Here is a 22,023-nt window from a genome sequence, read left to right on the forward strand (position 1 = left end):
GGACGGGGACGGGGACGGGGGCGGCGGCGGTGGCGGCGAAGCGGCGACGGCAGGTTCCGCTTCCTCCCGCGTCGGCTGGGCATATGCGGCAACCGGGGGCACCGGCGACGGAACCGGACGCGATGGTGGAGGTGGCGCGGGCGGTGTCGCTGCAGGAGCGGCAGACGCCGCCCTGTCGTCCGTCGCCTGTACCGGCGCCGCTTCGACCGGCTCCCTCGGCGTGATCGTGGCGCCTTCCTGGAACCAGCTATGTTTGCAGGATGCGCAGCGAACCTGGCGACCGTTCGCGCCGACGGCGCTGTCCGGGACAATATAGCGCGTGGCGCAATTGGGACACACCAGGATCATGACGCTTCATAGCCATGGCTTGGACTCAAGGGCAAGCGGCATCGACAGGGGGGTAGCGGCATGCCGCGACTCGCCGGTCCATGCGGCTTGGGGTTTACGGCTCCCTGCCCACTGTGCCATGGCTGCGACCTAAGGGGCAGCAGGGAGCGCGCAGGCGCATTCATTGAATCATGTCGGCAATCGTCCAGTTCGAAAATGTCGGCCTGCGCTATGGTCTGGACAGCGAAACCCTGTCCGATGTCAGCTTTTCTCTGCATGCTGGCGGATTTTATTTTCTGACCGGCGCATCCGGCGCGGGCAAGACGTCGCTGCTGAAACTGCTTTATCTGGCGCAACGGCCCAGCCGGGGCGTGATCCGCCTGTTTGGCGAAGATGTGGTGACCTTGCCCCGCAACCGCCTGCCCGGCTTTCGCCGCCGCATCGGCGTGGTCTTTCAGGATTTCCGGCTGGTCCCGCATTTGTCGGCCTATGACAATATCGCCCTTCCCCTGCGGGTCGCGGGCATGGCGGAGGCGGAAACCCACGCATCGGTGTCGGAAATGCTGAACTGGGTGGGCTTGGGCGACCGGGCGGATGCGCGTCCGGCGACCCTGTCGGGCGGTGAGCAACAGCGCGTCGCCATCGCCCGCGCGGTCATCGCCCGACCGGAAATATTGGTGGCTGACGAACCGACCGGCAACGTCGATGCTGACATGGCGCGACGCCTGCTGACCTTGTTCGAAGCGCTCAACGGCTTGGGCACCACCATCGTGGTCGCCACCCACGACCTGCCGCTGATCGGCCAGGTCGAAGGGGCGCAGATGATGCGGCTGGACAAGGGGCGGCTGTCCGACCCGACCGGATCGCTGCGTTATCCGCCGCGCAGCCCAGCGGCGGTCGCGCCATGACCGGGGCGGATCGCCGCGCCGCCGCCGCCGCGCGGCATCGGCTACTGCCCGAAGGCCGGGTCGCTGGCCCCATGCCATGGGTCATTGCGATCATGATGTTTCTGACCGTTTTGGCGGCGGCTGCCGGACTTGGGCTGGGAACGGCGGTTCGATCGGTCGGCTCTCAACTGGCGGGACGGGTGACTGTGCAGATCGTGGAAGCGAACGCCGACCGTCGTGAGGAATTTAGTGGCCGCGCCGTGCGCCTGCTCCGCAAAAGCCCGGACGTGCGCGCGCTTCATCCGGTCGATCCGGCTGCCCTTGCGGACCAGATCAGGCCCTGGCTGGGGGAAGAAGCGGTCAGTGGCGACCTGCCGATTCCCGCGCTGATCGACGTTGAACTGACAGCCGGATCGACGCAGGCCAAGGTCGCCCGCCTGCGCGCCACCATGGCGGCCCTTTCCCCCAGCATCAGGATAGAGCCGCACGCGACCTTTCTTCAGCCGCTTGGGCAATTGCTCGCCGCACTGGGCGGGCTGGCGGCGGGGATCGTCCTGCTGATGGCGGTCGCCACCGCCGCCATCGTCGTGCTGGCCGCGCGCGCCGCACATGACAGCCATCGCGGTACGATTGACGTCCTCCATCTGATGGGGGCTACCGATGTCCAGATTGCACGGCTGTTCCAGCGCCGTATCGGGCTGGACGCGTTATTTGGCGGTTTTCTGGGCTTCACCGTGGCCCTGTTGGTGATCCTTTTGCTCGGCGCGCGCCTGTCGGCGACGGGATCGGACCTCGTCGGCGCAATCAGCCTGTCCTGGGCCGGCTGGCTGGTGCTGGCCGCGCTGCCGCTGGGCGGCGTGCTGCTGGCGACACTGGCTGCGCGCTGGACGGTGCTGCGATCATTGGGGCGGTTGCTATGATCGTCCGGCTTTTCGCGCTGTCGGCGCTTGGATGGATGCTGGGTTTTGCCTGGTTCGCCATCTTCCTGCCGCAACCGCTGGACGGACGGGCGACCGATGCCATCGTCGTCCTGACCGGCGGCGCGGGGCGGATCGACCGGGGACTAGCCTTGCTTCAGGACGGCGCGTCGAAGCGGATGCTGATTTCCGGGGTCGACCGTTCGGTGCGCCCGGCTGAACTCGCCGCGCAATATGACGCGCCCGAACGGCTGTTCGCCTGCTGCATAACGCTGGGGCGGGAAGCGATTGACACCCGGTCAAACGCCATCGAAACCGCGCATTGGCTGGAACGGCGCGACTTCGAAACGGTGCGGCTGATCACGACCGATTGGCACATGCGCCGGTCCGCGCTGGAACTGCGACAGGCGCTGCCCAGCCGCGTGACGATCGTCTACGATGCAGTGCCCAGCCGCCCCAGCCTGACCATGCTGGCGCGTGAATATAATAAATATCTCCTGCGGCGCGCCGCCGCGCTGATCGGTATATGAAGGTGACGTCATGATCACGGGCCTGCGGTCGCTCGCCTATATGCTGGTCTTTTACAGCATGTCCCTGTTTCTGGTGCTGACGGCGCTGCTGGTCGCGTTCGTCGCGCCGGGGGCTGTTCAGCGGGTTGCGACCGTCTGGGCGCGGTTTCACCGCTTCTGCGCGCACTGGCTGTTGGGGCAGAAGGTGCGGGTCGAAGGCGACCTGCCGGACGGGGCCTATCTCTATATTCTGAAGCATGAATCGATGTTCGAAACCATCGACATCCTCTGCCTGTTTGACCGGCCCGCCATCGCTGCCAAGCGGGAATTGTTCGACATTCCGCTGTGGGGCCGTGTGGCGCGCCAATATGGCCTGATCCCGATAGAGCGCACCGCCGGGGCCAGCGCGATGCGTACGCTGCGAACCGCTGCCCGCGCCGTCGTGGCAAAAGGTCGCCCGCTCTGCCTTTTTCCCGAAGGCACGCGCGTGCCGCATGGGGAAGCGCCCGCGTTAAGGGCGGGCTTTGCCGGGCTTTACGTGCTGCTGGGCCTGCCCGTGGTGCCGATCGCGATCGACAGTGGCCGCGTCTCCCCGCGCGGCAGCTTCCTGAAGCGCCCAGGCTTCATCACCTACAAGGTGGGACAGGTCGTGCCCGCGGGCCTCGACCGTCACGAAGCCGAAGCGCGCGTCCACGCCGCCATCAACGCGCTGAACCACCCCGTCTGAAAATCAGTGACTCCGATCAGTGACTCCGGCCGAAATCCGGCTTGGGGTCGTCCTGTCCCTGTTCGATGATAGACCGCCGGATCGCCCGCGTCCGTGTGAACAGGTTGAACAATGCGTCGCCGTCATTCCATCGGATCGCGCGCTGTAGCGCCGACAGGTCTTCGGAAAAGCGCTGGAGCATTTCCAGCACCGCATCCTTGTTCGCCAGGAACACGTCGCGCCACATCGTCGGGTCGGACGCGGCGATGCGCGTGAAGTCCCGAAAACCGCCAGCGGAATATTTGATGACCTCCGACTGGGTCACATCCTCCAGATCGCTGGCCGTCCCCACGATCGTATAGGCGATCAGATGCGGCAGGTGGCTCGTCACCGCCAGCACCAGGTCATGATGCTGGGGGTCCATCATCTCGACCTCTGCGCCGACGCGCCGCCACAGTTCGGCGACCCGCTCGACCGCCGCCGGATCGGCATCGGCGGGCGGGGTGACAATGCACCAGCGCCCATGGAACAGCGACGCAAAGCCCGCTTCCGGGCCGCTATTTTCGGTTCCGGCGACGGGGTGGGCCGGGATGATGCACCGACCAGGCAGGGCAGCGCTCAACTGCGCCAGCACGTCCGCCTTGCACGATCCCACGTCGCTGACGATGGCGTCGGCAGGCAAATCCTGCGCGATTTCCGCCGCCGCCGCGCCCATCGCCCGCACAGGCACGCACAGGACGACCAGATCGGCGTCGGTCACTGAAGCACCGGCGGTATCGGTCACGTCGTCCGCCAGGTCGATGGCGCGCGCAATCTGCCGCACCTGCGGATCGGCGTCGTAGCCTGTGACCCTGACCGTTGGCATATGGTCACGGATCGCGCGGGCCAGCGATGACCCGATCAGCCCCAGGCCGATGATCGTGACGCGGGAAAATGGCAGCATGTCTACGCGCCCTCCGCCATGGCGCGCAGCTTGGCCGCGACGGCGCGGACCTGCTCTGCCGTGCCGATGGTGATGCGCAGGCCGTTGGGCAGCCCCTGACCAGGCAGCCAGCGCGTGGCATAGCCTTCGTCCCACAGCCCTTTCATCGCCCCCTCGGCGGTCAGCTTTCCTTCGAACAGGATCAGCAGGAAATTGGCCTTGCTGGGCACCGCGCGCAGGCCATGGTTGGATAGCGACGCTATCTCCCCGGCCAGCCATTCGCGCCACTGCCGGTTATGGGTCCGGCTTGCATCCACCCAGCCGCTGTCCCCGATCGCCGCGATGGCGGCGGCTTGCCCCGCCGTCGTGACGTTGAAGGGCGCGCGAATACGGTGCAGCGCGTCGATGATCTCCGCGCTGGCATAGCCCCAGCCGATGCGTTCGGCGGCCAGCCCATGGATCTTGGAAAAGGTGCGCGTCACCAGCACGTTGGGCGCGCTCTTCGCCAGTGCGATGCCGCCATCATCCTCATCCGCGTCCAGATATTCGGCATAGGCCTGGTCCAGCACGAACAATATGTCGGGCCGCAACGCCGCATGCAGCCGGGCGATGTCTTGCCGTGGCGTCATGGTGCCGGTCGGGTTGTTCGGATTGGCCAGGAACACGACCCTGGTCTTGTCCGTCACGCAGGCCAGCAGGGCGTCCACATCGGTGGCATAGTCCGTGTCCGGCGCGATGACCGGCGTCGCCCCGACGCGCCGGGCGGCGATGTCGTAGACCGAAAAGCCATATTTGACGTAGAGTATCTCATCCCCCGGCCCGGCATAGGCGCTGGCGGCGATGTGCAGCAGTTCGTCCGATCCGGTGCCGTAGATCACCCGCGCCGGGTCCAGCCCATGCGCGGCCGCAATCGCCTCGCGCATCTTTGCCGCGCCGGGATCGGGATAGGTCGCCAGATCCGCAGTCGCCGCGATCAAAGCCGCGCGCGCAGCCTGCCCGGTGCCCAGCGGGTTTTCATTGGCGCTCAGCTTGATCAGCGGGCGACCGTCATCCGCCGCCGCCTTGCCCGGCACATAGGGCGAAATGCCCAGAATCCATTCCTTGGGAGCAGGTTTCGTCATGGCCGGGCTTTAGCGCCATCGGCGGCAAAGGCAAAGCGCTGCTGGATGCTATGCCTTCAGCCTCGTTCCCAGCCGATTGACAGCACCGCGCCACGGTCCTAGCCCGCTTGGACCATGGCCAGCGCCCCGATAACCGATGATGCCCGTTTCGGCCTGCGCCGCCAGGCCCGCCTGCCCGGCCCGTTGCGGCTGGACGGTGGCGCCGCGCTGGCGCCCGTCGACATCGCCTATGAAACCTATGGCGCGATGAATGCGGACAAATCCAACGTCATCCTCATCTGCCATGCGCTGACCGGCGACCAATATGTCGCGTCCGACCATCCCGTCACCGGCAAGCCCGGCTGGTGGTGGCGCATGGTGGGGGAGGGCAAGCCCGTCGATCCGGCCCGTCACTTCATCATCTGCTCCAACGTCATCGGCAGCTGCATGGGGTCCAGCGGCCCGGCCAGTGTCGATCCCGCCGCCAACGCCCCTTACGCCATGCGCTTTCCGGTGCTGACCATCGCTGACATGGTGCGCGCCCAGGCGATGCTGCTCGATCATCTGGGCGTCGAACGCCTTGCCGCCGTTATCGGCGGGTCGATGGGGGGCATGCAGGCGTTAAGCTGGCCGACATTGTTCCCCGACCGCGTCGAAGCCTGCATCGTCATCGCGTCCACCGCGCGCCACAGCGCCCAGAATATCGCGTTCCACGAAGTAGGGCGGCAGGCGATCATGGCCGATCCCAACTGGCGCGGCGGCGACTATTATGCCGACGCGCAGGTGCCAAGCGCTGGTCTGGCCGTCGCGCGCATGGCCGCGCACATCACCTATCTGTCCGAAGCGGGCCTCACCGAAAAATTCGGCCGCCGCCTGCAGGGGCGCGATGCCAAGACGTTCGGCTTCGACGCCGATTTCCAGGTGGAAAGCTACCTGCGCCATCAGGGGCTTAGCTTCGTCGAACGGTTCGACGCCAACTCCTATCTCTACATTACCCGCGCCATGGATTATTACGACATTGCGGACGATCATGGCGGCAGCCTGGCCTCTGCCTTTACCGCGTCGCGCGCGCGCTTCTGCCTGGTCAGCTTCGATACCGATTGGCTGTATCCGACCGCCGAATCCCGCATCATCGTTCACGCGCTGAACGCCAGCGGCGCGCAGGCCAGTTTCGTGGAACTGTCCAGCCCCTTCGGCCACGACGCGTTTCTGCTGGAATGCCCGGAACTCAATCGCGTGGTCGATGGGTTCCTGAAGGGCGGGCGCGCATGATCGAAAGCCTGCGGCCGGACCTGGCCCTGATCGCGCGCATGGTAAAGCCCGGCGCGCGCGTTCTCGATGTGGGTTGTGGGGAGGGCGGCCTGATGGCGGCGCTCAGGGATACCAAGAAGGTCGACGCGCGCGGGCTGGAAATTGACGCGGGCAATGTCGCCGCTGCTGTCGGTCGGGGCCTGTCGGTGGTGCAGGGCGACGCCGACATCGACCTGGCCTATTATCCCGACGCCAGTTTCGACTATGCGATCCTCAGCCAGACGTTGCAGACGACGCGCCGCCCCGACCGGGTCGTTGACGAACTGCTGCGCATTGGTCGGCAGGCCTTCGTATCCTTCCCCAATTTCGCCCATTGGCGCGGCCGGTTGTCGCTGATGTGGGGGGGGCGCATGCCGGTGACGCGGCTATTGCCCGACACATGGTATGACACGCTCAACATCCATCATGTCACGGTCGATGATTTTCGGGCGCTGGTGAAGGAACGCGGCTGGACCATCGATGGCCAGTGGTTTTTGAAGGGCGACAAGGAAACGACCCACGCGAACGCCAACCTGTTCGCCGAACACGCCGTCTTCCTGCTGCGGCGTTAGAGCGATTTCCAGGCGATCGGAAACGATCGTCGCTCTAAGCCCCCCATGTTCATTTTCGTCACCCCGGATCAGGTCCGGGATGACGGCGTCATATTTGCGCGATTGCGGACTCAGCGTTCCTTGGTCGCGCTGAACTTCACCTTGGGGTGCCGTTCCTGCTGATAGCCGATATCCCAGGCGCTCTTCGCCATGAAGACCAAATTGCCGTCGCGGTCCTTGGCCATGTTCGCGCCGTTGAACGATACCAGATCCTTGATCGCTATGTCGTCGCCACTGATCCAGCGCGCAGTGTCGAACGGTGACTGCTCCAGTCCCGCCGCGACCTTATATTCCGCTTCCAACCGGGAAATCAGCACGTCCAGCTGTAGCTGCCCGACCACCCCGACGATCCAGTTCGACCCGATTTCGGGATAAAATACCTGGATCACGCCTTCTTCGGACAGATCGTCCAGCGCCTTGCGCAGCTGCTTCGTCTTGGTCGGGTCCTTCAGCACGACCCGCCGCAATATTTCCGGCGCAAAGTTCGGCAGGCCGGTAAAGCGCACCCCGGCCTTCTCGCTCAGCGTATCGCCGACCCGCAACGTGCCATGGTTGGGAATGCCGATGATGTCGCCGGGAAACGCTTCGTCGGCAATTTCGCGGTCCTGCGCAAAGAACAGGATGGGGGAATGCACCGCGATCGGCTTGCCCGACCCGCTCGGCGTCAGCTTCATGCCGCGCCGGAACTTGCCCGAACATAGGCGCATGAACGCGATGCGGTCGCGATGCTGCGGGTCCATATTTGCCTGAACCTTGAATATGAAGCCGGTGACTTCGCCATTTTCCGGTTCCACCGGCGCGGGTTCGGCGGGCTGCGCGCGCGGCGGCGGGGCGTGGGCGGCCAGCGCTTCGATCAGCTCGGTCACCCCGAACAGCTTGAGCGCCGATCCGAAATAGACCGGCGTCAGGTCGCCATGCCGATACGCGGCCAGATCGAAATCGGCATAGCCGCCGACGGCCAGCTCCGCCTCCTCGCGCAGCCGCGCCAGCGCCTGTTCGGACAGATGTTCCGTCAGCGCGTCGTCATCGATGCCCGATACATAGGTTTCCTTGCCCTCAAATTCCTTGCTGGGGCCGCTGGGCTGGCGCAGGCGATTCTTCGCGAAATCGTAAATGCCTTCAAACTCGCCGCCCATGCCAACAGGCCAGCTCATCGGGCACACGTCCAGCGCCAGCGCGTCCGCCACCTCGTCCAGCAGGGCAAAGGCGTCGCGCCCCTCCCGGTCCACCTTGTTGACGAAGGTGATGATCGGCACGTTGCGCAGGCGGCACACCTCGAACAGCTTGCGCGTCTGCGGCTCGATGCCCTTTGCGGCGTCGATCACCATGACCGCCGAATCCACCGCGGTCAGCGTGCGATAGGTATCTTCGGAAAAATCCTCGTGCCCCGGCGTATCCAGCAGGTTGAAGGTCACGACCGACCCGTCCGCGTTGGTCCGTTCGAATGTCATGACCGACGACGTCACCGAAATGCCGCGCTGCTGCTCGATCTTCATCCAGTCCGACCGCGCGCGCCGGTTCGCCCCGCGCGCCTTCACCTCTCCGGCCAGATGGATCGCGCCGCCTTCCAGCAGCAGCTTTTCGGTCAGCGTGGTCTTGCCCGCGTCAGGATGGGAAATGATCGCGAAGGTGCGGCGAGATGGGATGGTCATGGCGCGCCATATAGCGATCTTCCGGGGATTCGCCAGCTACGCTTCCCTAACCCCTTCAAACCTTCAATCCAATCCCGCGCGCCAGTTCGCCCACTGCGCCTGACCTTTGCGGCAAGCTGGATCGCACCCACCTCCAACGTGCTCCTGCGCAGGCAGGAGCCCAGTTCAGGGCGAGGAACTAGGCTCTGCCTACGTAGGAGTACGTCAACTAACCAACCCCTCAACCCTCAACCCCCTCAACCCTCAACCACGGTCACACTCATGCGGAACCGCCGCTCTGCGCCCGGCGCCAGCCGCATGACGCCCTGCTTGTCCCACACGTCGCCATCAAAGCCGACCAGGTCAGCCATTCCCGCCCATGGTTCGACGCACAGATAGCGCGCGCCCGGTTTCTGCCACAGCCCCAACCATGGCGTATCGGGGAAATCGATCCGCAAACGCGCGCGCCCCGGCACCCCCCAGTGCAGGCTGCGACTGTTCAGATCGTCCCAGATCAGCGCGTCGCCCTCGAACATCGCGTGGGTCGGGGCCAGCAACCTGCCTTCGACCGGGGATGGCACAGCATCCCGCGCGATCAGGCCCGGCTCGTCGCCGACCGCGCGCAGGGGCGCGGGTTCAGGCTTTTCGAACTCGATGCGATGGTCGTCCACGGAACCGCCAAAGGGCAGGGGCCAGGCAAAGGCCGGATGATAGCCAAAGGCGAAGGGCATGTCCGACGCGCCCCGGTTCGTCACCGTGGCCGTCATCATCAGCGTGGCGCCGACCAGGCCGAACCGCATGTCCAGCCGAAAATCGAAAGGATAGACGGCTCGCGTTTCCGCATCCGCTTCCAGCCGAAAGGTCGCCGCTTCGGGCAGATGCTCTATTTGGCTAAAGGCCATGCGGCGCGCAAAGCCATGCTGGGGCATCGGATAGTCGCGCCCGTCCAGTCGATAGGCGTCTCCCCGCGACCGGCCCACAAATGGGAACAGCAGCGGCGCATGCCCCGTCCACCATCGCGGATCGGCGTCGGTCATCAGCTCGCGTCCCTGCGCGTCCTTCAACGACCATAGCTCCGCGCCCATCGGATTGACGCTGGCGGTCAAGCCGTCCGACGCGATCGAAACCAGCTCCCCCACTCAAACCTCCGTCCGCTTTATAGCGCAGTTGAAAAACGTCGGGGCATGGACCGCCCCGACCGGCATCGTGACGCTTACCCTCGCAGCACGCCGCCCAGCTTTTCCGCCGCTTTCACTATGCTGGCGCTGATGGCGTCCAGCTCTTCTTGGGAAAAGCTCTTTTCCCCCGGCTGCAGGGTTACTTCGATGGCCAGGCTCTTTCTGCCTTCGTCGACCCCCGGCCCGGCAAACACGTCAAACACCCGCGCATCGACGATGCTCTTCTTGTCCGCGCCTTTGACGGCGCGCACCAGCGCATCCGCCTCCACCGCATCGTCCACGACAAAGGCGAAATCGCGCTTCACCGCCTGTAACGCGGGCGGCGCATAGGGTGGGCGCATGAACCCGGTCTTCCGTTTGGCAGGAATTGCGTCCAGGAATATCTCCCCAGCGACCACGGTGCCCGCCAAACCAAATTGCTTAGCTAACGAAGGATGCAAAACCCCGAACTCGGCCAGCACTGTCTTGGGACCCAGCCGCAACGTGCCCGACTGCCCCGGATGATACGCCGCGGACGCCCCGCCAAAGCTCTGCAGGTTCCCAACCGGCGCCCCCGCCGCACTCAATAAGTTCAATACTTCATTCTTGGCTTCAAACGCCGTGAACGCCTGCGCCTTGCCCGTCTGCCACCCGCGCGACAGCTTTTCCCCCGCCAGCACAAAGCCGACGGTGGCTCTTTCCCTGTCGGAAAAATACCGACGCCCCAACTCAAACAGCCGCACCGAAGAAGCGCCCCGATCCATATTCCGCCGCGCGGCCGACAACAGGCCGGGCAACAAGGACGGACGCATGACTTTCAGTTCTTCCGAAATCGGATTAGCCAGCGTCCAGTCGCCGCCGCCGACGCTTGCCGCTTCCTTTTCGGAAATGAACGACCAGTTGATCGCTTCGGAAAGCCCGCGCGCCGCCGCCGTCCGCCGCACCCGCCGTTCCACCAGCTGTTCGGCGGTCGCCGTCGCCCTGGCAACGCCCGGTGTGCGAGGCAGTGGCGTGGAAGGGACCTGGTCCAGCCCGACGATTCGCACGACTTCCTCGACCAGATCAGGCCAGCCATCGATGTCGCGCCGCCAGCTGGGCACGCTGACGGTCCAGTGCGCCGCCGACGTCACCGGCACGCCATCCTGATAGTCGAAGGTGGCGTCATGTTCCTCCACGCCAAAGCCCAGGCTTTCCAGGATGTGCTTCTGTTCCTGATCCCCCACATAAACGCCCGCCAATGACAGGCATTGCGACGGCTCGTAACGAACGACCTTCACCTCTGCAGGCGGCGTGCCCGCGCGTGTTGCATCGCTGGCGGTCCCGCCGCACAGCTTCACCACCAGATCGGTCGCAATCGACAGGCCGTCGTCCAGGAAGGCCGGATCGACCCCACGCTCGAACCGCCCGCGCGCGTCGGATGTAAGTGCCAACTTCTGCCCCGTCATCGCGATCCGTTCGGGCGTGAAATAGGCGCATTCGATCAGCACTCCCGTGGTGCTGTCCTGCGCGCCCGAATGTTCGCCGCCCATGATGCCGCCAATGTCGTGCACCGCTACATCGTCGGCGATGACGGTCATCGTTTCATCGACCGTGTAAGTCTTGCCGTTGAGCGCCAGCACCTCTTCGCCCGCGCGTCCCTTGCGCGCGACCAGAGGTCCCTTCAACATGTCCAGATCATAGACATGCAGCGGTCGCCCCAGGTCGATCATCAGATAGTTGGTGATATCGACCAGCGTGCTGATCGGCTTCTGCCCGACCGCTTTCAGCCGCCGCGCCATCCACTCTGGCGACTGCCCATTGGTGACGCCCTTCACCGTCCGCGCGAAGAAAGCGGGACAGCCGTCTGTGTCATCGGTCCGCACGTTGGGGCCTGGCTCGACGCCATCGATCACAGGCACGATGATAGCATTCAACGTGCCCAGACCCGCTGCCGCCAGGTCCCGCGCGATACCACGCACGCCCATGCAGTCCTGCCGGTTGGGGGTGATCGACACGTCGATGACGGGATCGTCCAGCCCTGCCCATTGTGCATAAACCTGCCCGACCGGGGCCTGAGGATCGAGATCGATGATGCCATCATGATCCTCGCCCAGTTCCAGTTCCCGGAACGAACACATCATGCCGTTGGATTCGACCCCGCGAATGGCGGTCTTTTTCAAAACCATGCCATTGACCGGCACCACCGCGCCTTCGGAGCCGAACACGCCGATCAAGCCCGCGCGGGCATTGGGCGCGCCGCACACGACCTGCAATGGGCCATCCCCCGCATCGACGGTCAGGACCTGCAGCTTGTCGGCCTGCGGATGGGGATCGGCGGTCAGAACGCGGGCAATGCGGAAGGCTCCCAGCTTTTCCGCCGGGCTTTCGACACCTTCGACTTCCAGCCCGATATTGGTCAGGCCCTTCAGGATGGCGCTCAGGTCGGCGTCGGTGTTGAGGTGCGTCTTGAGCCAGCTCAGGGTGAACTTCATGCGCCCACTCCTCCGCTCAGCGTGGGCACATCCAGCGCCGAAAAGCCATAATGTCGCAGCCAGCGCAGATCGCCGTCGAAGAAAGCGCGCAAGTCGTTCATCCCATATTTCAGCATCGCCAGCCGGTCGACACCCGTGCCGAAGGCAAAGCCTTGCCACTCATCCGGGTCGAGCCCGCAGGCCTCGATCACCCGGCGGTTCACCATGCCGCTGCCTAGCACTTCCAGCCAGCCGCCACCCGGTGCGTCGCCGTCGCCACCGATCACGCGCTGCCCGTTCGTCAGCGTATAGCCCACATCGACTTCCACTGACGGTTCGGTGAAGGGGAAGTAGCTCGGTCGCAGCCGCAGCACGATGTCATCCCGTTCAAAGAAAGCTTTGAGGAAAGTTTCCAGCGTCCACTTGAGGTGGCCCAGCGTGATGCCCTTGTCGATCACCAGACCTTCGATCTGGTGGAACATCGGCGTATGTGTCGCGTCACTGTCTGATCGATAGACCCGTCCTGGCGCGATGATGCGGATCGGCGGTTCCTGGTTCATCATCGTGCGGATTTGCACGGGCGAAGTGTGGGTGCGCAGCACTTTGGGCTCCTCGCCCTCGGCGGCGTTGAGGTAAAAAGTGTCATGCATTGCGCGCGCCGGATGCGTTTCGGGCATGTTGAGCGCTGTGAAATTATGCCACTGGTCCTCGATCTCCGGCCCGGTCGCCACCGAAAAGCCGAGGTCAGCGAAGATTTCCGCCAGTTCGTCCATGACCTGGGATACAGGATGCACCGATCCTTGTGGGCCCGTGTCGGCGGGCAGCGTCATGTCGATCTTTTCGGCGGCCAGTTGACCGTCCAGCGCCGCTTGCTCCAGCGCCGCCTTGCGGGAAGCAAGCGCAGCAGCGACGCTTTCACGCAAATCCTGGATTGGCGGACCCTTTTCCAGCCGCTCATCCGGGCTCATCGGCCCCAGCGTCTTGAGCAGTCCAGTGATCACGCCATTCTTGCCCATCGCGCCCACGCGCAGGGCTTCCAGCGCCTCCAACGTATCGGCGGCGGCAATGTCGGTGATCAAACCGGCTTTAAGATTGGCTATTTCACTCATAAGGCTTCGTCGTTCCCGATCGGCGGAAAATTTGGTTGGGCCTTAGCCGGACGCGCCGCCCAAGGAAAGGCTCGCGCATATACCCGTCTCGCGGGGATCCGGGCAAAGGGACAGCCTATATCCCGCTCCTCACCGCGAAGTCGGCGAGCGCAGCCCGGAAAAACAAAAAGGGCGCCGGAAGCATCTGCCCCGGCGCCCTTTTGTACGGTCCTGCGACCGTTCCGGCTCAAGCTGCGGGCAGCGCAGCCTTCGCCTGGGCGATGATGGCGCTGAACGCCTCGCCTTCGTGCATCGCAATGTCGGCCAGAACCTTGCGGTCCAGCTGCACACCGGCCAGCTTCAGGCCGTGCATGAACTGCGAATAGGTCAGACCTTCGGCGCGAACGCCAGCATTGATGCGCTGGATCCACAGGCCGCGGAAGGACCGCTTCTTAACCTTACGGTCGCGATAGGCATATTGCCCGGCCTTTTCGACGGCCTGACGAGCGATGCGGATCGTGTTCTTGCGACGGCCATAATAGCCCTTCGCCTGATCCAGAATCCTCTTATGCTTCGCCTTGGTGGTCGTACCACGTTTTACGCGTGCCATGTGCCTCTACTCCTTACTTCAGGCCGTAGGGCGCCCAGAGGCGCACGTGCGAAACATCGGCGTCGGACAATACCGACGTGCCGCGGTTCTGGCGGATATATTTTGCGTTATGGCTGATCAGGCGGTGACGCTTGCCAGCGACGCCGTGCTTGACCTTGCCGGAAGCGGTGAACTTGAAGCGCTTCTTCACACCGCTCTTGGTCTTGAGCTTGGGCATTTTCGTCTCCTTCTTCAGCGCGACGATTATGGACAGCCCCGGCAGCCCTAGTTAGCCGGGCGGTCCTTCCAAATATCGCGAAGGGCGGCGCATAGTCGGCTGAGCGCAGGAAAGCAAGCGATTCGGAGCCGAAAACCGCCGCCACCATTCTTCGTTGGAAGAACGGCCTGTTGCGCCGTCAATGGTGATGATGTCCTTCGGCCAGCGCTTCCAGCACGTCGTCCAGCCGGGCCGGATCGCCAATTGCGATGACCCGACCGTCACCCTCTGTTGTCACTGGTTCGCCCGTCCAGTCACACATGCGCCCGCCGGCACCCTCCACCACGGGGACCAGCGCGGCGATGTCGTGCAGTTTCAGGCCCGCTTCGATGACGATGTCGACATGCCCCGACGCCACCAATCCGTAATTATAACAGTCGCCGCCCCACACCGTATCGCGGCATTGACCTGCCAGCCGGGAAAAATGCTCACCCGTGCAGCCGGGGAAATATTGGGGGCCGGTGCTGGCGAGGATCGCGTCTTCCAGCGACCGGCAGGCGCGCGTCCTTACCGGCTGTCCGTTGAAGGTTGTCGGTTGCCCAACCATCCCGGCCCAGCGTTCCTTCGCGATGGGCTGGTCGATGATGCCGATCGTGGGCCAGCCTGCCTGGGTCAAGGCTATCAAGGTGCCAAAAATCGGTCGCCCCGCAATGAAACTGCGGGTGCCGTCAATCGGGTCGAGGACCCAGATCCGCTCCGCATCTTCGCGGGTGGCGCCATATTCCTCGCCGATGATGCCGTCCTGCGGTCGTTCCTTTTCCAATATCGCACGAATCGCCCCTTCGGCGGCCCGGTCGGCTTCGGTCACCGGGGATTGGTCGGACTTGAATTCCGTATCGTAACCTGCGCGGAAAAAAGGGCGGATCGCCGCCGCAGCGGCGTCGGCAAGGCGGTTGGCAAGGTTCAGGTCGTCGCGAGTGGTCATGCGGTTCGCCCTAGCGGCAAAGGGCTGCTCGCGCTAGGCTGGGGCCTGTTTGACGATGAAGAAGCGAACAATGCCCGGCTCACCCGTCATCCCCGGCCTGCGTTACGCCGACGCACCCGCCGCCATTGCCTTCCTCTGTTCGGCGTTCGGCTTTGAAGTGCACGCTTCTTATGAGGATCGGGATGATCCTACCATGGTCCATCATGCCGAACTGGTGCTGGGCGATGGCATGATCATGCTGGGCAGCGCGCGCGCCGGGCAGGGCGAATCCTTGTACAGCTGGACGGTCCCGCGAGAATTAGGGGGCGTTACCAGCTGCATCTATGTCGTGGTGCCCGACGCCGACGCCCATTGCCTTCATGCGCGGAACGAGGGCGCGGTTGTCGTTTCCGAACCTCATGACAATGTCGGCTACCCAGGGCGTGGCTATGAAGCGCTCGATCCAGAGGGCAATCTCTGGAGCTTTGGCACCTACGACCCTTGGGCAAAATCGGTTTAAGCCTTCGGCAACGTCACTGCGTTAGACCTTGGTCAGCAGGCAAGGAGTTGCGCGTGGCGTTGATCGGCTGGTCTTTGAGTTTCGCTGCCCTGCTGGGCGCGCTCGCGCTGCGGCAGGACATGCCGGTGGGCGGTTCTTTCAGCCTGTCGAACATGCTGTTCCTGCTGGCGCTGCTCGCCTGTCCGATGCTGTGGCAGAAAAAGCCGCTGGGAATTTCCCGCGCCCAGCGGATCGTTACCGCGCTGATCCTGCTTTTCAGCCTGCCGCTGGTGTTGATGCCCGCGGCCTGACAAGTCCCCCACTGCGCTGGCGCAAAGTCGCGCGGCGCAACTTCGATCAATCAAACAGGCTGGATACCGAGCTTTCGTCGGCGATGCGCTTGATCGCTTCACCCAGCAACGGGGCGATGGGCAGGTGACGGACGCTCTTGGAATGACACACCGCATCCACGCCCTGAATCGAATCGGTGATGATCAGTTCCTTCAGCTCGGACGCTTCAACCCGCGCTACCGCGCCACCCGACAGCACGCCATGGCTGACATAGGCAACGACATCCTCGGCTCCTGCCGCCTTCAGCGCCGCAGCGGCATTGCACAGCGTTCCCGCGGAATCGACGATGTCGTCGATCAGGATGCAGAAGCGGCCCTTAACATCGCCGATGATGTTCATGACTTCCGATTCGCCCGCCCGCTCGCGCCGCTTGTCGACGATGGCGAGGGGGGCGTTGTCCAGCCGCTTGGCCAATGCGCGGGCGCGCACGACGCCGCCGACGTCGGGCGACACGACCATCAGGTTGCGGTCGCCGAAACGTGCCTGAATGTCCGCCGACATGACGGGCGCACCGAACAGGTTATCGGTCGGAATGTCGAAAAAGCCCTGGATCTGTCCGGCATGCAGGTCGACTGACAGAACACGGTTCGCGCCTGCAGTGGTGATGAGGTTGGCGACCAGCTTGGCCGAAATCGGCGTGCGGGGTCCTGGCTTCCGATCCTGCCGGGCATAGCCGAAATAAGGGATGACCGCCGTGATTCGCTTGGCCGACGCGCGTTTCAACGCATCGATCATGATCAGCAATTCCATCAGATTGTCGTTGGTCGGATAGCTGGTCGACTGGATCACGAACACGTCTTCGCCGCGGACATTCTCATGAATTTCCACGAAAACCTCTTCATCGGCGAAGCGGCGGACGCTCGCGTCGGTCAGGGGAATTTCGATATAGTCCGCAATAGCGGCCGCTAGCGGCTTATTGGAATTGCCGGTCATGAGTTTCATGGCCTGGACCCCCGTGACGAATTGATGACGCTGAGAAACGCGGCCCCTTTAGCGGGCGTTGTCGCGACTGGAAAGGCGCTTTTGCGCCTTGCAGGAAAATGGATTAGGGCGCTGACCTATGACCGACAAACTTGTGATCGCCCTGGCCCAGATGACTCAGTCAGTGGGGGATCTTGCCGCCAATGCCGATGCGATGCTGCAATGGCGCGAGCGTGCGAGGGAAGCCGACCTCATCGTCTTCCCCGAACTTCAACTGATCGGCTATCCGCCGGAGGATTTGGTGTTAAAGCCTGCGCTGGTCGAACGGGCCAACCAGGAACTTGACCGCTTGGCGCAGGCGACCGCTGACGGCGGTCCCGCCATGCTGGTGGGCACGGTCGTGGCGTCCCAGGGCGTGCTGTTCAACGTTGTTGCGCTGCTGGAAAACGGCGCGGTGACCGCGATCCGGCAGAAGCGTGAACTTCCCAACTATGGCACCTTCGACGAAAAGCGCCTGTTTGCGCCCGGCCCTCTGCCAGCGCCCATCGATTTCAAGGGCGTAAAAATCGGCGTCCCGGTCTGCGAAGACATCTGGTTTCCCTTTGTGACCGCCCATCTGCGTGCCGAGGGAGCGGAACTGCTGATCAGCCCCAATGGCAGCCCGTTTGAGATCGATAAGGACGACCGCCGCATCAATGCAGTCGCCGGGACCCGCGTGCGCGAAACCGGCCTGCCGTTGATCTACGTCAACCGGGTTGGCGGACAGGACGAACTGGCCTTCGATGGCGCGTCCTTTGTCATGGGGGCGGACCTTTCCATCGCGCATCAACTGCCCGACTGGGAAGAGGCGCTGGTCCTGACGCAGTGGGAAAAATGGGATGGTCAGTGGCTGTGCATGCCTGGTGAGCGTCACGCGCTCGATGAACGCCCCGCCGATATTTACAATGCGATGGTCATTGCCTTGCGCGACTATGTCGACCGCAACCGCTTCCCCGGCGTGGTGCTGGGCCTGTCGGGCGGTATCGATTCCGCGCTGTCCGCCGCCGTTGCCGTCGATGCGCTGGGCGCGGACAGGGTATGGTGCGTGATGATGCCATCGCGCTTCACCAGCCAGGGCAGCCTGGACGATGCGGTGGAATGCTCCCGCTTGCTGGGGGTGCGCTATGACATCATCCCGATCGAAGCTGGCGCTACGGCGTTCGATGCGATGTTGGGCGACGTTTTCGCAGAACGGCAGCGTGACCTTACCGAAGAAAATATCCAGTCACGCATTCGTGGCGTCTTGCTCATGGCCCTTTCCAACAAGTTCGGCCACATGCTGCTGACTACTGGCAACAAGAGCGAAATGTCGGTTGGCTATGCCACCATTTATGGGGACATGGCGGGCGGCTATTCCGTGCTGAAGGACGCCTACAAGACGACCGTGTTCGACCTTAGCCGCTGGCGGAATGCCAATGTGCCATCCCTGGGCGAAGGCAGGGGCCCCGCTGGCCCCGTCATGCCCGAACGCGTCATCACCAAGCCGCCAAGCGCTGAACTGCGTGAGGATCAGAAGGATGAAGACAGCCTGCCGCCCTATGACATTCTCGATCCCATACTCTATGGATTGGTGGAAGAGGAATTGTCGGTCGAACAGCTGGTCGCGCGCGGTTTCGACCGGGATTTGGTGGCGCGGATCGAACGCCTGCTCTACGTCGCTGAATATAAGCGCCGCCAGTCGCCCCCCGGCGTGAAGCTGGGCATCCGCAATTTCGGGCGGGATCGCCGCTATCCGATCACCAACGCCTTTCGGACGCTGTAGCCCATGACGGTCATTACTCGCTTTGCCCCTTCGCCGACGGGGAATCTCCATGTCGGCAACATCCGCGCTGCGCTGCACAACTGGCTGTGGGCGCGCAAAAGCGGGGGCAAGTTCCTGTTGCGCCTGGACGATACCGATCAGGAACGGTCGCGCCCGGAATATGCCGACGCGATCCGCGCCGACCTTCGCTGGTTGGGCTTCGATTGGGATGATGAACAGCGCCAATCCGACCGGTTCGCCCTTTATGAAGAAAGGTTCGAAGCCCTGAAGGCGACGGGCCATGTCTATCCGGCTTACGAAACGCAGCAGGAACTGGAATTGCGCCGCAAGGTGTTGTTGGGACGTGGCCTGCCGCCGGTCTATGACCGTGCCGCGCTGACGCTGACCCCCGACCAGATCGCTGCTCATGAGGCTGACGGGCGCCAGCCGCACTGGCGCTTCCGGCTCGATCATGACCAGCCGATTGCCTGGACCGACCTGATCCGTGGGGATCAGCGCTTCGACCCCAGGCTGCTGTCAGACCCGGTCATCCGGCGCGCGGACGGAAGCTGGCTCTACATGCTGCCTTCCGTGATCGACGATATCGACATGGGCGTCACTCATGTTCTGCGCGGTGAAGATCATGTCACCAACACTGCGGCGCAAATACAGATGTTCGCTGCCCTTGGTGCGCCCATGCCGCAATTCGCGCATGAAGCGTTGCTGACCGGAAGCGAAGGAAAATTGTCCAAGCGGCTGGGGTCGCTGGGCGTAGCGCATTTCCGGGAAATCGGCCTTGAACCCATGGCCATCGTCGCGATGCTCGCCCGACTGGGCACCAGCATGGCGATAGAGCCAATGGCCCAGCCGCAGCCGTTGATCGACAGTTTCGACTTCGCCCGGTTCGGTCGCGCTCCGGCACGTTTCGATGAGGGCGAACTGGCCCACCTTAATCAAAAGATTGTGCATATGCTGCCCTATGCGGCGGTGGCGGACCGGCTTCCGTCCGGCATGGATGCCAAGGCGTGGGATGTGATCCGGCCCAATCTGGAAACCGTGGCGCAGGCAGACGATTGGTGGCGGATCGTCACCGGGCCGATCGAAGCACCCGCGCCCGCGCCGGAAGATGGCGAATTCCTGATGCTCGCAGCCAGCGCGCTGTCACAGGCAAATTTCGATGCGGACATCTGGCGGACGCTGACGGACAAGCTGAAGGAAGAAACGGGCCGCAAGGGCAAGTCCCTGTTCCTGCCGTTGCGGCGTGCGCTCACCGCGATGGATCATGGCCCGGACATTGGGCAGTTGCTGCCGCTGATCGGCAGGGATGAAGCCGTCCGACGGCTCAGCCGCGCATAGTTTCCAGCGCGTGACCCACCGCCAATATGCCTTCGGGCGCGACGGCAAAGCCCATATGGGTGCAATCGACCTCTATCGCATGATCCCGCTCGCCACTTCGGCCTCTGGCGCAATCGGGCATTATCACCCCGTCGCGCCTTGACCACAGGGCGGCGGTAGGCACGGATGGCTTTTCTTCCCTGCGGCAGGTGAAGGGAGGGCGGTCTACAGGAAAACCGGAAACCAGCTGGTAGATGCGCCACGCATGGTTGGCGCGCGGATCGCCGGAAAAGGGCGTGCCCATGGTCACGACGCCGCCGACCTTGGCGCGCGCAAATTTGGCATATTCCCGCGCGAACAGACCGCCCAGACTCCATCCGATCAGGGTCACGGCACCGCCGCTGCTGCGCCGGATTTCATCGACGCGCCGGTCGATCTGTTCCAGCGTGTCGGCGCGGGGGCCGAAATTACGTCCCATGCCCCAGCCATGTGCGCGATAGCCTGCCGCTTCGAGAATGGCGCGCATCGGCTCCATCCTGTGTTCTGACGCGAGCAGGCCGGGAAGCAGCAGCAACTGGCGGCCGTCGCCCCTTATCTGTGCGGCCAGCGATGCTGCCTGCGTCCGAGTGCGCCCTAGATCGAGAGGCATGGAGGCGTTACGAAGCAGATGCGAGATCGCAGGCCGTTCAACCGCGCCAGATCCACCGGCGAGACGCCCTTTCCAGAAGCTTGCAATGGCGTCGGCATAGGGCGGCACGAAAAGCTGATCCTCCGGCTCTCAGGCGAAAGATGACATATTCGTGACTAATGCGCCGCGCGTCCAGAGGTTTCACCGGCGCGGCTACACCGTTGGTCGATTGTGACACATGATCGGGGGCGGGTCAGGGGGGTGGCGGCGACGCCTGCGCTACTGGCGGGCCATCGGCTGCGCGCAGCTGGCGCGGCTCCAGGATGGCAGCCGTTTCGATCAGGTCGAGCGCGCGGTGCGCCTCCAGATAGCGGCGGGCAAGCTGCATCCAACGATCGGCGACAGCACGGCCGGGCATATGTTCGATTTCGGCCAGAGCTGGTCCTACCCGTCCTGCATCCATGAACCGGATCGCACGGTCCATGGCTGCCTGCGGACGTGGCGAAGGCGTCGATGCCCGGCGGATGGTGACCAGTTCGCGCACTTCATTTTCCAGTGCCTCCCACCAGCTGGTGTTCGGTCCAGCCATCGTCAGCCGATCCGTGATGCCCATCAGGCCTCCACGCAGGTCGGACAGGGTCACAGGTTCCCGCGCTGCATTGATGATCGTCGCCACCGCGCGCGGCTGGGCCTGGCCGAACCGAAGCCGCAACTGCCCTTCGACATAGCCCAGCGGCGTCCCGCTATCGAGAGCGCGCCGGGCAGCAAAGGCGATCAGCAGCCCTTCGGCGCGGGCCGCATTGCTGGACGCGGCCTGCGCTTCGACGGTGATGCGGTTAAGCCGCTGTTCCAACTGCACCACTCGCCCATCGAGCATCTGCGCTGCGTCATTCGACAGCGCGCGCGGGGCAATGCCGGGAGCCGTGGTCCCGCGAAGATAGGGGTCTGGCACAGAAGCGATCGGCTGCGCACCGCCCCAGCGCCCTTGCAGGTGGGGCATGGCCAGCAAAGTGAGGACGACACCGATTATGAAGGCCAGCAGCAGCGCCAGCATCAGCCACCTGGCGCGCGGGCGCGCAGGCGGCGGATTTGTCCGGGCGTTCGCCGCCCCGCCTTCATCGCTCATCGACAGAGTTTCTTCCAT

General features: G+C 64.0%; 23 protein-coding genes. 10 read left to right on the forward strand and 13 right to left on the reverse strand.

Annotated elements, in window-relative coordinates; all coding sequences use genetic code 11:
• Positions 1-348: MJ0042-type zinc finger domain-containing protein (locus ACI3KQ_RS13230; RefSeq protein WP_404958336.1), on the reverse strand; the 348-nt coding region annotated here is incomplete at its 3' end.
• 170 nt (positions 349-518) lie between these two features.
• Between ACI3KQ_RS13230 and ftsE the strand changes: the two genes are divergently transcribed.
• The 4 genes from ftsE to ACI3KQ_RS13250 are packed head-to-tail and all read left to right on the forward strand — an operon-like array spanning position 519 to position 3,367.
• Positions 519-1,235: a cell division ATP-binding protein FtsE gene (gene ftsE / locus ACI3KQ_RS13235; RefSeq protein ID WP_404958338.1), complete on the forward strand. Its 717-nt coding sequence runs from the start codon at positions 519-521 to the stop codon at positions 1,233-1,235.
• The gene (locus ACI3KQ_RS13240) at positions 1,232-2,134 is read left to right on the forward strand and encodes a cell division protein FtsX (RefSeq protein ID WP_404958340.1); all 903 of its coding nucleotides are present in this window, start codon (positions 1,232-1,234) and stop codon (positions 2,132-2,134) included. Before ftsE ends, ACI3KQ_RS13240 begins: the two co-directional genes overlap by 4 nt.
• Positions 2,131-2,661, forward strand: coding sequence for a YdcF family protein (locus ACI3KQ_RS13245; RefSeq protein WP_404958342.1), 531 nt, complete (start codon positions 2,131-2,133; stop codon positions 2,659-2,661). The genes ACI3KQ_RS13240 and ACI3KQ_RS13245 overlap by 4 nt, the downstream gene beginning before the upstream one ends.
• A 10-nt stretch (positions 2,662-2,671) precedes the next feature.
• Positions 2,672-3,367, forward strand: a complete 696-nt coding sequence (locus ACI3KQ_RS13250; RefSeq protein ID WP_404958343.1) for a lysophospholipid acyltransferase family protein — start codon at positions 2,672-2,674, stop codon at positions 3,365-3,367.
• 16 nt (positions 3,368-3,383) lie between these two features.
• Here ACI3KQ_RS13250 and ACI3KQ_RS13255 read toward each other — a convergent pair whose 3' ends face one another.
• Positions 3,384-4,289, reverse strand: a complete 906-nt coding sequence (locus ACI3KQ_RS13255; protein WP_404958345.1) for a prephenate/arogenate dehydrogenase family protein — start codon at positions 4,287-4,289, stop codon at positions 3,384-3,386.
• A gap of 2 nt (positions 4,290-4,291) precedes the next feature.
• Positions 4,292-5,389, reverse strand: coding sequence for a histidinol-phosphate transaminase (hisC, locus tag ACI3KQ_RS13260; RefSeq protein WP_404958347.1), 1,098 nt, complete (start codon positions 5,387-5,389; stop codon positions 4,292-4,294).
• A 114-nt stretch (positions 5,390-5,503) separates the two neighbouring features.
• On the opposite strand from hisC, the gene ACI3KQ_RS13265 reads away from it, so the two are divergent.
• Together ACI3KQ_RS13265 and metW are read left to right on the forward strand one after the other, a co-directional pair.
• Positions 5,504-6,640: a homoserine O-acetyltransferase gene (locus ACI3KQ_RS13265; RefSeq protein WP_404958349.1), complete on the forward strand. Its 1,137-nt coding sequence runs from the start codon at positions 5,504-5,506 to the stop codon at positions 6,638-6,640.
• The gene (gene metW, locus ACI3KQ_RS13270) at positions 6,637-7,230 is read left to right on the forward strand and encodes a methionine biosynthesis protein MetW (RefSeq protein ID WP_404958351.1); all 594 of its coding nucleotides are present in this window, start codon (positions 6,637-6,639) and stop codon (positions 7,228-7,230) included. The genes ACI3KQ_RS13265 and metW overlap by 4 nt, the downstream gene beginning before the upstream one ends.
• Positions 7,231-7,340: 110 nt before the next feature.
• Here metW and ACI3KQ_RS13275 read toward each other — a convergent pair whose 3' ends face one another.
• From ACI3KQ_RS13275 to hisN, 7 genes are all read right to left on the reverse strand, one after another.
• Positions 7,341-8,921 carry a peptide chain release factor 3 gene (locus ACI3KQ_RS13275; RefSeq protein WP_404958353.1) on the reverse strand — a complete coding sequence of 527 codons (1,581 nt, stop codon included), beginning with the start codon at positions 8,919-8,921 and terminating at the stop codon, positions 7,341-7,343.
• Positions 8,922-9,157: 236 nt separating this feature from the next.
• Positions 9,158-10,039: an aldose 1-epimerase family protein gene (locus ACI3KQ_RS13280; protein WP_404958355.1), complete on the reverse strand. Its 882-nt coding sequence runs from the start codon at positions 10,037-10,039 to the stop codon at positions 9,158-9,160.
• A gap of 74 nt (positions 10,040-10,113) precedes the next feature.
• Positions 10,114-12,528 (reverse strand): phenylalanine--tRNA ligase subunit beta, encoded by a 2,415-nt coding sequence (gene pheT / locus ACI3KQ_RS13285; protein ID WP_404958357.1) that lies wholly within the window; start codon positions 12,526-12,528, stop codon positions 10,114-10,116.
• Complete coding sequence (pheS, locus tag ACI3KQ_RS13290) at positions 12,525-13,616, reverse strand: phenylalanine--tRNA ligase subunit alpha (protein WP_404958359.1); 1,092 nt, start codon at positions 13,614-13,616, stop codon at positions 12,525-12,527. The genes pheT and pheS overlap by 4 nt, the downstream gene beginning before the upstream one ends.
• A 226-nt stretch (positions 13,617-13,842) precedes the next feature.
• Positions 13,843-14,205 (reverse strand): 50S ribosomal protein L20, encoded by a 363-nt coding sequence (gene rplT, locus ACI3KQ_RS13295; protein ID WP_404958361.1) that lies wholly within the window; start codon positions 14,203-14,205, stop codon positions 13,843-13,845.
• A 13-nt stretch (positions 14,206-14,218) separates the two neighbouring features.
• Positions 14,219-14,422, reverse strand: a complete 204-nt coding sequence (gene rpmI, locus ACI3KQ_RS13300) for a 50S ribosomal protein L35 (protein ID WP_167304232.1) — start codon at positions 14,420-14,422, stop codon at positions 14,219-14,221.
• A gap of 178 nt (positions 14,423-14,600) precedes the next feature.
• Positions 14,601-15,386, reverse strand: a complete 786-nt coding sequence (gene hisN / locus ACI3KQ_RS13305; protein ID WP_404958363.1) for a histidinol-phosphatase — start codon at positions 15,384-15,386, stop codon at positions 14,601-14,603.
• A gap of 70 nt (positions 15,387-15,456) precedes the next feature.
• On the opposite strand from hisN, the gene ACI3KQ_RS13310 reads away from it, so the two are divergent.
• Together ACI3KQ_RS13310 and ACI3KQ_RS13315 are read left to right on the forward strand one after the other, a co-directional pair.
• On the forward strand, positions 15,457-15,885 hold the full coding sequence (locus ACI3KQ_RS13310; protein ID WP_404958508.1) for a VOC family protein: 429 nt from the start codon (positions 15,457-15,459) through the stop codon (positions 15,883-15,885).
• A gap of 53 nt (positions 15,886-15,938) precedes the next feature.
• A complete protein-coding gene (locus ACI3KQ_RS13315; RefSeq protein WP_404958365.1) occupies positions 15,939-16,175 on the forward strand; it encodes a hypothetical protein in 237 nt (78 codons plus the stop codon).
• 46 nt (positions 16,176-16,221) lie between these two features.
• Here ACI3KQ_RS13315 and ACI3KQ_RS13320 read toward each other — a convergent pair whose 3' ends face one another.
• Positions 16,222-17,157: a ribose-phosphate pyrophosphokinase gene (locus ACI3KQ_RS13320; RefSeq protein ID WP_404958367.1), complete on the reverse strand. Its 936-nt coding sequence runs from the start codon at positions 17,155-17,157 to the stop codon at positions 16,222-16,224.
• Positions 17,158-17,275: 118 nt separating this feature from the next.
• Here ACI3KQ_RS13320 and ACI3KQ_RS13325 point away from each other — a divergent pair, with 118 nt between their 5' ends.
• Both ACI3KQ_RS13325 and gltX read left to right on the forward strand, forming a co-directional pair.
• Entirely contained in the window at positions 17,276-18,937 is a 1,662-nt protein-coding gene (locus ACI3KQ_RS13325) for an NAD+ synthase (RefSeq protein ID WP_404958368.1), read from the forward strand.
• 3 nt (positions 18,938-18,940) lie between these two features.
• On the forward strand, positions 18,941-20,272 hold the full coding sequence (gene gltX, locus ACI3KQ_RS13330) for a glutamate--tRNA ligase (protein ID WP_404958369.1): 1,332 nt from the start codon (positions 18,941-18,943) through the stop codon (positions 20,270-20,272).
• Here the strand turns inward: gltX and ACI3KQ_RS13335 are convergent.
• Positions 20,259-21,008: an esterase/lipase family protein gene (locus ACI3KQ_RS13335; RefSeq protein WP_404958371.1), complete on the reverse strand. Its 750-nt coding sequence runs from the start codon at positions 21,006-21,008 to the stop codon at positions 20,259-20,261. The two genes, gltX and ACI3KQ_RS13335, sit on opposite strands and share 14 nt — an antisense overlap.
• A 124-nt stretch (positions 21,009-21,132) precedes the next feature.
• The gene (locus ACI3KQ_RS13340) at positions 21,133-22,023 is read right to left on the reverse strand and encodes a hypothetical protein (protein ID WP_404958373.1); all 891 of its coding nucleotides are present in this window, start codon (positions 22,021-22,023) and stop codon (positions 21,133-21,135) included.

The organism is Sphingobium sp. ZW T5_29 (genome assembly GCF_044987515.1).
Lineage (GTDB): Bacteria > Pseudomonadota > Alphaproteobacteria > Sphingomonadales > Sphingomonadaceae > Sphingobium.